The following is a 13394-nucleotide window of genomic DNA, read 5'->3' as shown; positions in this document are numbered from 1 at the left end:
GAATCGGTTTTTTGCAGGTCGGCTCCTTAGCTTCGTCATAGCAGGAGCGAAGCTCCGTCGCGGAGACCCTAGAATCCATGCCGCGACTTTGGCCATAGAGTGCAGCGAAGCAGAATTCTGCACCGTTGCGGCGCTTCCGAGTCGCGGCATGGATCCTCGGGTCTGCGCGCGTCGCTGCGCTCCTTGCTCCGCCCGTGGATGACGAACGGGTTGAGGTCTTCGCCATTGCCAACGCATTTGCGCCATCGGCTAGAACCTAGTGCACAGCCGCATACATGATCTTCTCCTCCGTCGCCTCCGCCGGCGAGAATTCCTCCACGATGCGGCCTTGCCGGCACACCAGAATCCGGTCCGAAAGATTCATGATTTCCGGCAGGTAGGACGAGATGACGACGACGGCCAGCCCCTCGTCAGCCAGGCGGTTGATGATCTGGTGGATCTCAGCGATGGCGCCGACATCGACGCCGCGCGTCGGCTCGTCGAGGATCACGATGCGCGGCTGCTGCACCAGTCCCTTGCCGATCACCACCTTCTGCTGATTGCCGCCGGAGAGCTCGACGACGCGGGCATTGTCGTTGATCGCCTTGATGTTCAGCGTCTTCGTCCATTCAGCCGAAAGCTGGCGCATCTCCTGCTGGTTGATCACCCAGGCTTTCTCGCGCCCGGCCGCCAGCAAGCCGCCGAACAGGTTCTCGGCGACGCTCATGGTCTCGAAAATGCCCTCGCTCTTGCGGTCCTCGGTGACATAGACGATGCCGTCGGCCACCGCTTGGCTCGGCACAAGGTAGCGCACCGGTCTGTCGTCGAGTTCGATCGCGCCGCCGCGCAGGAAATCGCGCTTGTAGATGCCCGACACGATCTTGAAGGTTTCGGTGCGCCCCGACCCGATCAACCCGAACACGCCGGTGATCTGACCCTCGAAGATCGAGAAGGACGTGTTGCGCACGACATTGCTCATCGAAATGTCCTGCACCGACAACACTTTCTTGCCCGCCTTGCGCAGCTTTGCCTCGTCGCGCTGGCGGTAGATCTGTCCCGACAGCGAACGGCCGACCATGGCCGATACGATCTTGTCGCGATCGAAAGCCTGTGTGTCGTCGGTAACCACCAACTCGCCGTCGCGCAAAATGGTGATGCGGTCGGCAATCATCAGCGCCTCTTCCAGCGCGTGGCTGATGAAGACGATCGAGACGCCGCGCGCTTTCAGCCGACGGATCAGCGCGAAGAAATGGCGCTTTTCCTCCGGCGTCAGCGTTGCCGTCGGCTCGTCGAAGATGATGATCTCGGCATTGTGGTGGACGGCGCGCGCGATCTCGACCATCTGCCGCTTGGCCGCGCCCAGCGTCGCCACCATCGCGTTGGGGTCGACGGGAAAATTCAGCGATTGCAGGAATTGCTGCGCCGAGATGTAAGTGCCACGCAACCGGTTGAGGAATTTCTCGGTGCCGAGATAGAGGTTCTGCGCCACCGTCATCGACGGCACCAGGCTTGTCTCCTGGAACACCATGGCGATGCCGGCTTCCAGGGCGGCATGCGGCGAAGCGTAGGCGATCTCGCGACCCTTGTGGAACATCTTGCCCGACGTGGCGTCGACAACGCCCGCGATGATCTTGGTCAGCGTCGACTTGCCGGCGCCGTTCTCGCCAAGCAACGCGTGGATCTCGCCCTTGCGCAGGTCGAAGCTGACATTCTTCACCGCCGGCACGCCGCGATAGGTCTTGGTAACGTTTTCCAGGCGAACGATCGGTTCCATCAGAAACCTCCCGAAGCGATGGCCAGCACGCAGTCGCCGCCTTTGGAAGCGACAAGCAACTGGCCATCCTTTTCCACCACGCTGCAGATGCCGTGGCGCGTGCCGTTGGCGCGGCTGTGCAGGCTGAATTGCGGCTGCATGTCCCGGCCGAGCTTCGCCACCAGCCCGTAGGAGCGGCTGGGCGACCACGGCTTGTGAATGCCCATGGTGCGGATGCCGCCGCATTGCAGCGGTTCGAGGAAGCTGCGGTTGGAGGCCAGCGCCGGCGCGATCCAGTAGGCCGGCGGCACCTGATCGATCATGTCCTGGCGGTAGTGCCTTTCCTGCAGCACGAATTCGATCAGCCGGTTGCGCGGCGCAAACAGCGCCAGCCATGCGCCGCCATCGCCGGCCAGCGACAGCCGCGAGGGATAACCAGGCAGATGCGCCAGCACCGTCGAGCGGTTGCCGCTCGCACCGTCGAAACGGATGAGCTGATGGCGCCAGCTTTCGCTGACCAGCACATCGGAGCCAATGGGGTGTAGCCCATACGGGAACGCGATGTCGCCGGCCACCTTGCGGAACGCACCGCCTGGGTCTCGCTTCCACAGCGAACCGGACGCGCCTTTCTTCATCAGGTCCGCCGCCCATTGCGACGGCGTATGCTCGGCCGACCCGTTGGCCAGCCACAGCGTGCCGTCTTCGGCATAAGCGAGTGCGGTGATGCAGCGGACTTCGGCCGGCAGCGACAGTTCCCTGCCCCCGATCAGCAGCTTGCCGGTTTCGAGAGCCACGGTAAGTTCTCTGGCCGGCGACAGCGCGAGCGCGCTGATCGGCGCAGGCAGAGTTTCGACCACCGTCGGCCCGCCTGTTGCGGCAACCGCAAACACCGCATTGCCGCTGGAGGCGAGCAGCCTCTCGCCGTCGACAAGCAAATTGTCCGGCTCGGTCATTTGGGCAAATGCCGGCGCGTCATCCAGCCGCGTGTTGGGTCGGAAAGCACCGTCGAGCGGCGGGATGGTGACCGCCTTGCCGCGAAACAGATCGAGCACAGGATCGAGGATCATGACTTCGCTCCCCAATAGGAAGCGGGGCTGGTCCAGTTCGGGTCGGCGCCCGCTATTCTGTAGCGGCCGACACGGTTGTTGAGGATGCCGCCAACGAACAGACAGCCCTTATGCTCGCGCATCGAGGTGACCATAGGATGCGCGCCACCGGTGAGATCGCCCATCGCTTCGACGATGCCGCCCTTCTCGTTGAATTTCACCACGCCGCCGGTGTTGATGTTGGGAAACAGCCACTCGTCCTGCGGCAACCGGCGCGTCATGCGCTTGCGCATGTCGGGGTGGCGCAACGACAGGTCGAAGCTTGGCGTGCGCATGCCGAGCCAGGCCATCCAGTAATTGCCGTCCGAGGCGCGGTTGATGTTGTCGGGATAGCCCGGCATGTCGCGGATGACGCATTCGGCGGTGCCGGCCTTCGGCCCCTCCAGCCAGTAACGGTGCACGCGGCAGGCCCAGCTCTCGGCGAAGAACAGCGGCTTGCCGTCATGCGCCATGCACACGCCGTTGGTGTAGCGATAGCCATCGAGCAGCGTCTTTGTCGAGCCGTCAGTCGGATCGTAGACCAGCAGGCGGCCGGTGGCGCGGTTCTCGATCGAGTCCAGCGCCCAATCGTGGGCGTCATAGCGCTTGGTCGAATCCGTGAAATAAATGCGGCCGTCCGGCGCGATGTCGCAATCATTGGGATCGCGCAGCCGTGCATCGTCGACGATCGAGGTCCAGGAGCGCGCCGTCTCCGCCGAGAGCCGCTTCACCTCGCGCTCCGGCGAAACGGAATAAAGCCCCATGGCGCCGACGCAGGTGATCAGATTGCCTGATTTGTCGAAGGCCAAGCCCAGCGGAAAGCCGCCAATATGGGCAAAGACTTCGGAGCGTTTGTAGTCGGGGGCAAAGAAGCGGACGATCTCGCCGTGGCGTGTGCCGCAATAGAGATGATCGTCGCGGTCGAGGATGACGTCTTCCGGTCCTTCCAACTCGCCGAGCCCGATATGGTCCGCCGCCGACAGCCGGTTGTCGAGCTCGTAGGGCGTCCCGGAGCCCGGCACGGTCGACTGCGTCTCGCCCATCTTGAGATAGACCGGCGCGACATAGACCTCGTTCAGCACCTTGTGGCGGTTCTTCAGCCAGCGGATGTCGATGGTCACCGCCACCGCGAGCAGGATGCCGAGCACCATCTGGTTGGTGCCGGTGCCGTAGCCGAGCCTGATCAATCCGTTGGTCATGGTGAGCACGATGATGGCGCCCATCAGCCCTTTGACCACCGAGCCGCGCCCGCCGCCCAGGCTGACGCCGCCGACGACCGCCGCGGTCAGCGCCATGATTTCCAGGTTGAGCCCGGTGCCTGGTCCCGCGCCGCTCAACCGGCAGGCGATCAGGAAGCCGCCGATCGAGGAGCAAAGGCCGGAGAAGACATAGGTCATGAAGACGGTGCGCCGCACGCGAATGCCGGCATTGTGCGCAGAACGCCTCGAGCCACCGACCGCCAGCACGTGCCAGCCGGGACGCGAGCGCGTCAGCGCGATGTGGGTGATGATGGCAAGGATGATCGCCAGCCACACCGACACCGAGAGCCCCCAGAATGTCCCGTCGCCGATGAAGTCGAGCACATCGGAGGAGGCCTGGGAAAGCTGGACATCGGCGGCATAGGTGCTGACCAGGATGTCGAACAGCGCCCGCCCGAAGATGAAGGTGACCAGCGTGGTGAGGAAGGCGCGCAGCCTGAGATACCCGACCAGGTAGCCGTTGATGGCGCCGAAGACGAGGCCGGTGGCCAGTGCCGCGGCCAGCGCCAGCCACACCGACTGTTCGAGGATGAAGAAGACATAGACGGCGGAGAAGCAGGACAGCGCGAAGATCGAGCCGACCGAGAGGTCGATGCCGCCGCCCAGCATCACCACCGTCATGCCGGTGACGACGAGGAAAACTCGCCGAGCTGACGGGTCGATTCCTGCAGCGAGTTTAGCTTGAAGAAGCCCGGTATGACCGAGCCGAACACGCCGAGCGTCGCCACCAGCGCCAGGAAGGGAATGGCGTTGTCGGTCCAGCGCTTGGTCAGGATCTCGCCGACCAGATGGTCGGGCACGAGATTGTAGCGCCAGGCCTGGAGGCGTTCACGAAGGGTCATTTGGCTGCTTTTGTCATTCAAGCGGGAAAAGGTGGCAAGCGGGAAAGAGGTGGCAACAGGAAGAGGTGGCAAACAGAAAGAGGCGGCCGAAACGATCCGGCCACCTCATGGGCGTTTTCCAAAGGCGCGGCTTACTTCGCCGCCGCCTCGGCCTGCAGCGCCTTGAGGTCCCAGCAACTGTCCGGCTTGAGGTCGGCCTTCGTCGTCGCCTTCTCTAGCGTGTAGATGTAGGTGTGCGAGGTGCCGGCAGGCTGGCCGCTTTGCAGCAGGAACTTGATGATGGCATTCATGTCGCCGGACTGGCGGGCAAGATCGGTCATCACAACGGCGCCATAGGTGCCGTCCACGAGCTTGTCGCAGTCGGCGGCCTTCTCGCCGCCGCCGGTGGTGACCAGGAACACCTTGCCGTCGAGTTTGGCGTCGCGGATCGCGGCCGAGGCGCCGGTGGCGTCACCATCCCAGAAGTCGATGATCGAGCAGATATCGGGATTCTGCTGCAGCATCGTCGTTGTCACGTTGCGCGAGTTCGTCGCATCCCAGTTGGAATCGGGCTTGGCCACCACCTTGAAGTCCGGGTTTTTGTCCAGCACCTTCATGATACCGGCATATTGGTAGAGGCTCGAGGAATTGGCCTGGTCGCCTTGCACCAAACCGATTTTCTTTGAGGAGTTCGACCCACAGCCCTTGATCGCCGCTTCCGCCTCGAGCTGGCCGAGCTTGTCCCAGTCGCTGCCGACAAAGGCATCGGCCGGGAAATTCGCCGGATTGTCGACGAGCAGCACATAGGTGCCGGCGGCCTGTGCCTTCTTCATCAGCTTGGAGTAGGAGTTGAGGTCGGGCGCATGGATGATGAGCACGTCGGGCCTTGCGTCGGAAGCGATGGCGTCGGTGATAGCCTGCGCGCCGGCGTCGACCACCCAGTTCGGATCGCGCGTCTCGAACGTGCCGCCCCAGGCCTCGACCTCCTTCTTCAGATAATGCGCCCAGCCCTGCGCCAGGTCGAAGCCCATGGCCAGCGGCACCAGCATGACGCGCTTGCCCTTCAGCGCCTGCGCATAGGCGGCGGGGCCCGGATCGTCGGCGGCGAAGGTCGGCGCCACGAAGGCGGTAACGGCCAGCGCCGTGGCGGCGGCCATCAATGTCCTAATCAGTCTCATGTCACATCCTCTGTTTGTGTTGTTGCCGACCGGGTACCCCAGAGCAAGATGGGCTAGCCCATCTGCTCTAAATGTCGCCTTGCTGCGCGGTCTGCTCGTCGCGCGGGTTGATGATGCCGTCGACGATGATCGCCCCTAACAGGATCGCCGCCTTGATCAGGTTCTGGTAAAGCAGCGGAATGTCGATGATCGTCATGGCGTTGAGCAGGATGCCGATCAGGGCCGCCCCCACCAGCACATTGCGCACCCCGCCCCTGCCGCCCGACAGGCCGATGCCGCCGATCACCGCCACCAGCACGATGTCGTAGAGCAGCGTCGAGTTGACGACGCGGGTGTTGATCGAATGCAGGCTGGCCGCGGTCAGCAGGCCGGCGACCAGCGCCACGACCGCCGAAAGCACATAGCGCAGCACCAGCATCGGTCGCACCGGAATGCCGATGTTGCGCGCCGCCACTGGGTTGTCGCCGGCAAAATAGATGAAGCGGCCCCATTTGGTGTAGCGCAGGAACAGGAAGACCAGAAACGCCAACCCGGCGAAGACGAAGACCTCGACTGGGACATCGAGGAAGCGCAAGCCGCCGAGCAGTTCCACCCAATGGCCCTGCGGCACCGGCACCGCGTCCTGCGTGATCAATTGCGAGCGGACATAACCGAAGACGAAGGAGCCGGTGGCCAAAGTGACGAATATCGCCGGCACGTCGGCATAGGCGACGAGAAAGCCGTTGAGCAGGCCGATGGCGAGCACGCCCGCCAGCACATAGGCGAAGGCGAGCCCATCCGGCGTGCCGGCATTGAGCAGTTGCAGATACCACGCGACCGACATCGCCATGATCGCCACCGCCGACAGATCGATGCCGCGGCCGATAATGACCAGCGCCATGCCGAGCGCCAAAATGCCCAGCACCGAGACGGAACGGACGATGGCGACAAGGTTGTCGGCGGCGAAAAAGCCCGGCAGACCGATGGCAGCGGCGACGAACAGCATCACCGCAATGGCAAAAACAATGCCTTCCTGATTAAGGCGCCTCCAGTCCGGCCAGCCGATCGCGTTCATCGCTATTTCTTTCGCCCCGATGGAAGGTCCGGTCGAACCTCCATCCCGCCTGAAAGCTAATCGGCTCAACAGCCGCTCGTCAAATGAATCCGCGTTCAACAAACGTACAGGCGCTACTATTTGTCGAGTGGACGCATCGATTGCCAAAACTGGCGCAATGATCGGAAACTGCTAGGCTTTTGGCGTTTCTTTGCGTCGATCGCGCGGCTCGCGAACCCGTGCGTTCAAAGCCGGCTATGCCAGCGGAATTTGCGTCCGCAAAGCGCGGCGGGCGCGACGTCAATTGTTTCGGGAGTGCCCGGAAACTTCGGCGCCTGCCGAAGGCGGCAGAACCGGGAAACGCAAAGCGCCGCAAGCCCGATCAGGCCGATCGCCACAAAAGCGATTCCGAAGTCGAAGAGGTCGGGCGCCGCCCCGCCCCTGACGATCCGCAACAGATTGAGGATCGCCGCCGCGACCGCCACGCCGAACAGCATCGCTATCTGCTGCAGCGTGCTGGAAAGCGTCGCCGCCGAGCTTCGCCGCCGCGCATCGATGTCGGCGAAGGCCAGCGTGTTCAGCGCCGTGAACTGCATCGAGCGCGACAGGCCGGCGACCAGCATCAGCGCCACCACCAGCGCCCGCGGTGTTTGTGGTGAGATGGCGCCGCAAGCGATGATCGCCAGCGATGCGCTGGTTGAACAGCATAAAGCTGGCCCAGTCCAGAGTTTATCCAACAAACTTCCGTGTCGCCGTTTGGCCTGTTATGGATGGATCGGGGGTGGCCGAGGAAAACGCATGAAGCCCATTTATATCGACTACCTCAACGCCCTCGACATCGAAGCGCTTGCGATGACCGACGCCGAGATCATCGACGCCGTCGAGGCCGGGCTCGTCGCGCAAGGCAACGGCCAGACGGTGATCGAGCCGCGCGTCCATCTCGAACCGGATCCATCCTTCCACGGTCATTTCAACGTGCTGCGCGGCTATGTTGCACCGCTCGACGCCGCCGGCGTGAAGATCGTCGGCGATTATGTCGACAATTACCTGCACGGCCTGCCCTCCGAATTCGGCATCCTCAACCTTTTCGATCCGCGCACCGGCACGCCGCGCGCCATCCTCGACGCCACCGTCATCACCGACATGCGCACCGGCGCCGTCACCGCGATCGGCGCCAAGCACCTGGCGCGCAAGACTTCCAAGGTGCTCGGCCATATCGGCGCACGCGGCACCGCCTATTGGAACGTGCGGCTGCTCGACCATCTCTTCGACTTCGACGATATCCGCGTCCATTCGCGCAGGCCCGAAAGCCGGGATGGCTTTGCCGCCAAACTGTCCGCCGACCTCGGCAAGAAAGTCACCGCCGTGGCGGACTGGAAAAGTTGTGTCGACGGCGCCGATATCGTTGTAGAGGCCTCGCGGTTGAACGAGCCACAGCCATTGCTCAAGACCGAATGGATCAAGCCCGGCGCGTTGGTCATGCCTTATGGCACGATGAGCGCGGTCGAGCTGTCGCTCACCGACATCATGTCGAAGATCGTCGTCGACGACTGGGGCCAGTGCAAGACCGGCAAGCTCGGTTCGCTGCGCGCCCATGTCGAGACCGGAAGGCTGAGCGACGCGACGCTCCATGCCGAACTCGGCCAGATCGCAGCCGGCAAGAAAGCAGGACGGCAAAGCGAAGACGAGACGATCCTATTCTGGCACCGCGGCCTGTCGCTGTCCGACATTGCGCTTGGCAAGGCGATGCTCGCCAAGGCCGGCGAAAAAGGCATCGGCCAGAGGTTGCGTTTCGCATGAGCGCGCTCGTCCTCACCGGCGCCGGCGTCAGCATCGACGATGTCGCGGCGGTCGCGCGCAACACCGACAAGATCGAGGTCACGCCGACCGTCGTCGAGAAGCTCGGCAAGGCGCGAAAAATACTCGACGAGGCCGCGGCCGGTGGCCAGCAGATCTACGGGTTGAACAGAGGCCTCGGCGCCAATCTCGTCACGGCCATCGAAGGCGACGCCAGCGCCTTCCAGCGCCAACTGCTTGAAGGCCGCAGCGCCGGGGTCGGCGAAGCGTTGCCGATCCCCACCGTGCGCGCGGCGATGTTTGCCCGCATCGCCATGCTGGCGGCCGGCGGTTCGGGCCTGTCGCCGCATATCTTCACCGCACTTGTCGAAGCGCTCAATGCCGGCGTCCATCCGGTGATACCCTCGCTCGGCTCGATCGGCGACGGCGATCTGGTGCTGATGACCGCGATCGCCCGCATGCTGATCGGCGAAGGCGAGGCCGACTACCAGGGCCGGCGCATGCCCGCCGCCAAGGCGCTGACGATGGCGCGGTTGGCTCCGGTCAGCCTGGCGCCCAAAGACGGCCTGTCGCTGATCAATGCCTCCGCCGTGTCCACCGGCGCCGGCGCGCTGACGCTCGTCGATGCACTCTCGGCGCTCGGGCAACAGCAGCAGGCCGGCGCACTCACCATGGAAGCGCTCGGCGCCAACCGCACCATCCTCGACGCGCGCCAGCATCTGGCGCGGCCGGGGGCCTGCCAGCAGGTGGCGGCAAAGGCGCTGCGCGAGCTGCTGGCGCGCGATGACGCGCCGGCTGCGACCACCATCCAGGACCCGCTGTCGATCCGCTGCATGCCTTCGATCCATGGCACGCTGATCCAGGCAATCGACAATGCGCGGCACGCGGTCGAGATCGAGCTCAATGCCGCCGCCGACAATCCGCTGGTGCTGGTCGACGATGCCGTCGTGATGTCGACCGGCAATTTCCACACCGCTTCGCTTTCGCTAGCCTTCGAGACGCTTGGCCTGGCGATCGCGCAATGCGCAGCGGCGTGCGCCGCCCGCTTCATCCAGCTCACCGGCTCCACCCGTCACGGCCTGCCGAAATATTTGTCGCCGGTCGGCGGCGCCTCGGCCGGCTTCGTGCCGTTGCAGAAAACGGTGACGGCGATCCTGGCCGGCATCCGCCACAAGGCAAATCCGGTGATGCTCGACTTCCTGCCGGTATCCGAGGGCGTCGAGGATCTTGCCACGCAAGCGCCGCTGGCCGTGGCCAAATGCGCCGAAATGATCGCGCTGTGGCGGCGGCTGATCACCTTCGAACTCATGGCGGCGGCGCAGGCCGTCGATTTGCGTGAGGGCGCAACGCTCGCGCCAGCCACCGGCGCGATCCACACAGCCGTGCGTTCGCATGTGGCGACACTGAAGGAAGACCGGCCGCTCGGAGTGGACGCCGAGGTACTCTATGCCACGCTCGCCGGCGGGACGTGGAAAGGTTCGCCGGCAACCGGCTAAACGAGCCTTCTCTCAGGACTTTGTGTCGACCTTCTTCATGAACTGGGCGAGCTCGCTCGGGTCCATGCGCACGACATGCTTGTCTTCCGGATAGGCGCCGCTCTCGACGTCGGCGACATATTCGGAGAACGCCGCGATACGCTCCTGCTGCAGCCGGTCATACTCGGCGGCGAAGTTGCGATAGATTTTCGAGTGACGCGGCATGTGGCCCCGGTTCATGCCGAGAATGTCCTCGGCGAACAGATATTGCGCGTCGCAACCGGTGCCCGCCCCCATCGACAGCATGATCAGCGGCGTACGCTCCGAGATTGCCTTCGCCACCTCGACCGGCACCACTTCGATCTCGGCGCCGATCGCGCCGGCCGCCTCCAGCTGCTTCACCGCTTCGAACACCTGCATGGCGGTGTCGGCGGTCTTGCCGACGGCCTTGAAGCCGCCGGTCCAGGTCGCGCGTGACGGGATCAGACCGACATGGCCGATCACCGGAATGGCATCGTCGGCCATCCGCTTGATCGTGGCATAGCCGGCACTGCAATAGACGGCGTCCGCGCTTGCTTTGTAGAGCCTGAAGGCCCAGCGGACGAAATCATCCGCCGTGCCAATCTCGAAGAAGTTCTCGCCGGGCATGGTGAAGAGGCTGGGCGCGGCATCCCGATAGTGCGGATTGAGCACCAGCTCCGGTGGCACCGAGACGATATCCACCCCTGCCCGCTCGGCGGCTTCCGCCTCTTCCAGCGTCAGCACACGCAGCATGGTCAGTTGCCGCTTGCCCTTCATGGCGCGCAGGTCGGCAACGGTCGGTCTCTTTCGGCTCATCGGATATCCCTATTTGCTGGCGGACGTTCGGTTCATCTTCCCGTCACCCTATCGGCCGCGCGGCTGGCCGGAAAGCCGGATAGCCGATAGCTACTCGGCGGCCCTCGACATGTCGACCTCGTGAAACTCGCCGCGATACGGCCTGGCCGTCGGCGGCAAGTCGCGCTTGAGGTAATAGTCCTCGTATCTCAATTGCCTGAGAAGCACCGGCCATACTTCGCGATAGGCATGCCACATCGATGGATTGGGTTCCGGCAGGTCATGCTTGATCAGTTGATGCAGCTTCGGTAGCGCGTGATAGGGCACCATCGGGAACATGTGATGCTCCACATGATAGTTCATGTTCCAGTAGATGAACCGGCTGATCGGGTTCATATAGACCGTGCGCGTGTTCAGCCGGTGGTCGGTGACATTGTCGGCGAGCCCGATATGCTGCAGCAGTCCGGTCAGCACCATATGCCAGGTGCCGTAGAGGCGCGGCAGGCCGATCAGCACCAAGGGCAGCCATGAGTGAAGCGCGATCGCGGCAGCGATCGTCGCGACATAGACGACCATATGCCAGCGCGCCGCGACCAGCGCCTTGTGCTGCTCCATCTCGGGAATGTAGCTCTTCTCGTCGTCAGAGAGCCGACCGAAGGCCTGACGCACCAGCGTCGGCAGCGAATAGCGGAAATCGAGGATGCCGGTGAAAGCGAGCGCCGCCTTGACGAGATCCGGCGGCCGCATCACGGCGATCTCGGCATCGCGGCCGACAATGATGGTGTCGGTGTGATGGCGGGCATGGCTCCACCGCCATTGCACCGGATTGCGCATCAGCATGAACGAGGCGATGTGATAGACGACATCGTTCATCCAGCGCGTCCGGAAGGCCGTGCCGTGGCCGCATTCGTGCCAGCGCGAATCGCTCGACGAGCCATAGAGCACGCCATAGACGATGAGGAACGGCGCCACCCACCATGTGCCCCAGAACCAGACGATGCCCGCCGCCGAACCCAGGATCGCGACGATCCAGATGATGGTGTCGCGGATCGCCGGTCCGTCGGAACGCTGCATCAGCTCCTTCATGGTCTTGCGCGGCACGTCGGTGTGATACCACTCGGCCGAGGCCAGCCCGGTCTCGACGGCGGCCCGCGTGCTTTCGCCGACCAGGCTGTAATCGCGCTTTGTCTTGGCCGCCGTCGCCATCACCGTCTGCCCTGCCTTCAAAGCCCGTTGGCGCGGAATTTCCCGTCGAGGAATTTCTTGGCGCGCGGCACGTCGTCCTCGGTCAGATGCTCGATGATCACCGGGATGTTCGGGTGCTTCTCGCTGAGCCGCTTCAGGTAAAGATCGTAGTTGAGCGCGCCGAGACCGGGCGCCGGCAATTCGATCTCGCCGACGCCACGGAATGTCAGCCCCTCATGCGCGTCCGCGTCGCCAATATCGGCATGCTTCTCCGTCTTGTCGCTGCCCGAACGCTTCACGTCCTTGGCATGCGCTATTTTGATCTTGTCGGTCAGCGTGTCGAACACCTGGTTCAGCACCTGGTCCATGCGGTCGATGTTGTGCGCCTCGAAATAGTTGGTCGGATCCATCAAAAGGCCAAGGCCGGGATGGTCGACCTGCGCGAACATCCTGACCGTCTCCTCGACCGAGCCGACGACATTGTTGACATAGGTCTCGAGCAGGAACACCGCGCCGTGATCGTAGGCCGTCTGGGCAAGGTCCGAGATCACCCTGCGGCATTCCTCGAACCCCTCTTCGGTCTTGTTCTTCGGGTGATGCACCCAGTCGGATTCGGTGTTGTAGGTGCCGGTCTCCGAGATCACGTAGGGCGTGCCGAAATCGCGCGCGTTGCGGATGGTCTCCTTGAGATAGCCGACGCGCTTCTCGCGCTCTCCCTTGTCGGGATGGATGATGTTGGTGTAGCCCGAAATACAACAGACCGGCAGATTGTGGTCGCGAAATGTGTCGCGCACCGTCCTTGCCTTGTCCTTAGTGATCTGCCCCGCCGACAGGTCGATATCCTTGAAATGCAGGTCGAGCTGCACCGTGTTGAAACCAAGCGCGCGGATGCGCCCGGCGGATTCCACGAGATCATAGGGGAAATAGCCTGTGAAGATACCAGCCTGCATCATGAGGTGAAGTCCTCCCGGTAAGCGATTCAGTTGCCCTGTCTTTTGGTCGTGCCTTTAGCC

The 13394-nt window shown here is 63.6% G+C and carries 9 protein-coding genes and 2 pseudogenes; 2 read left to right on the top strand and 9 right to left on the bottom strand.

From position 1 onward, the window contains the following. Positions 1 to 256: 256 nt before the first annotated feature. From ACVDG8_RS30850 to ACVDG8_RS30825, 6 genes and pseudogenes are all read right to left on the bottom strand, one after another. Entirely contained in the window at positions 257 to 1753 is a 1497-nt protein-coding gene (locus ACVDG8_RS30850) for a sugar ABC transporter ATP-binding protein (RefSeq protein ID WP_447251833.1), read from the bottom strand. After that, positions 1753 to 2799 carry an SMP-30/gluconolactonase/LRE family protein gene (locus tag ACVDG8_RS30845; RefSeq protein WP_447251832.1) on the bottom strand — a complete coding sequence of 349 codons (1047 nt, stop codon included), beginning with the start codon at positions 2797 to 2799 and terminating at the stop codon, positions 1753 to 1755. The genes ACVDG8_RS30850 and ACVDG8_RS30845 overlap by 1 nt, the downstream gene beginning before the upstream one ends. Beyond that, positions 2796 to 4918, bottom strand: a pseudogene (locus ACVDG8_RS30840) (ABC transporter permease). Before ACVDG8_RS30840 ends, ACVDG8_RS30845 begins: the two are co-directional and overlap by 4 nt. Before the next feature lie 131 nt (positions 4919 to 5049). After that, complete coding sequence (locus ACVDG8_RS30835) at positions 5050 to 6075, bottom strand: sugar ABC transporter substrate-binding protein (RefSeq protein ID WP_447251830.1); 1026 nt, start codon at positions 6073 to 6075, stop codon at positions 5050 to 5052. Between the two features lie 67 nt (positions 6076 to 6142). Then, positions 6143 to 7129 (bottom strand): ABC transporter permease, encoded by a 987-nt coding sequence (locus ACVDG8_RS30830; RefSeq protein WP_447251829.1) that lies wholly within the window; start codon positions 7127 to 7129, stop codon positions 6143 to 6145. 279 nt (positions 7130 to 7408) lie between these two features. Further along, positions 7409 to 7800, bottom strand: a pseudogene (locus tag ACVDG8_RS30825) (MFS transporter); the annotation flags it as partial. Positions 7801 to 7906: 106 nt separating this feature from the next. Between ACVDG8_RS30825 and ACVDG8_RS30820 the strand changes: the two are divergent. Then, positions 7907 to 8908, top strand: a complete 1002-nt coding sequence (locus ACVDG8_RS30820; RefSeq protein ID WP_447251828.1) for an ornithine cyclodeaminase family protein — start codon at positions 7907 to 7909, stop codon at positions 8906 to 8908. Continuing rightward, positions 8905 to 10401, top strand: a complete 1497-nt coding sequence (locus ACVDG8_RS30815; protein ID WP_447251827.1) for an HAL/PAL/TAL family ammonia-lyase — start codon at positions 8905 to 8907, stop codon at positions 10399 to 10401. Before ACVDG8_RS30820 ends, ACVDG8_RS30815 begins: the two co-directional genes overlap by 4 nt. Positions 10402 to 10413: 12 nt before the next feature. On the opposite strand, the gene ACVDG8_RS30810 is transcribed toward ACVDG8_RS30815, so the two are convergent. From ACVDG8_RS30810 to ACVDG8_RS30800, 3 genes are all read right to left on the bottom strand, one after another. Continuing rightward, positions 10414 to 11217, bottom strand: a complete 804-nt coding sequence (locus ACVDG8_RS30810; RefSeq protein ID WP_447251826.1) for a 3-methyl-2-oxobutanoate hydroxymethyltransferase — start codon at positions 11215 to 11217, stop codon at positions 10414 to 10416. 90 nt (positions 11218 to 11307) lie between these two features. After that, complete coding sequence (locus tag ACVDG8_RS30805) at positions 11308 to 12402, bottom strand: fatty acid desaturase family protein (protein WP_447251825.1); 1095 nt, start codon at positions 12400 to 12402, stop codon at positions 11308 to 11310. A 17-nt stretch (positions 12403 to 12419) separates the two neighbouring features. Beyond that, positions 12420 to 13334 (bottom strand): sugar phosphate isomerase/epimerase family protein, encoded by a 915-nt coding sequence (locus ACVDG8_RS30800; RefSeq protein WP_447251824.1) that lies wholly within the window; start codon positions 13332 to 13334, stop codon positions 12420 to 12422. Between the last annotated feature and the right edge of the window lie 60 nt (positions 13335 to 13394).

Source organism: Mesorhizobium sp. ORM8.1, assembly GCF_053005525.2.
This window is presented reverse-complemented; position numbering and strand designations above follow the sequence as displayed.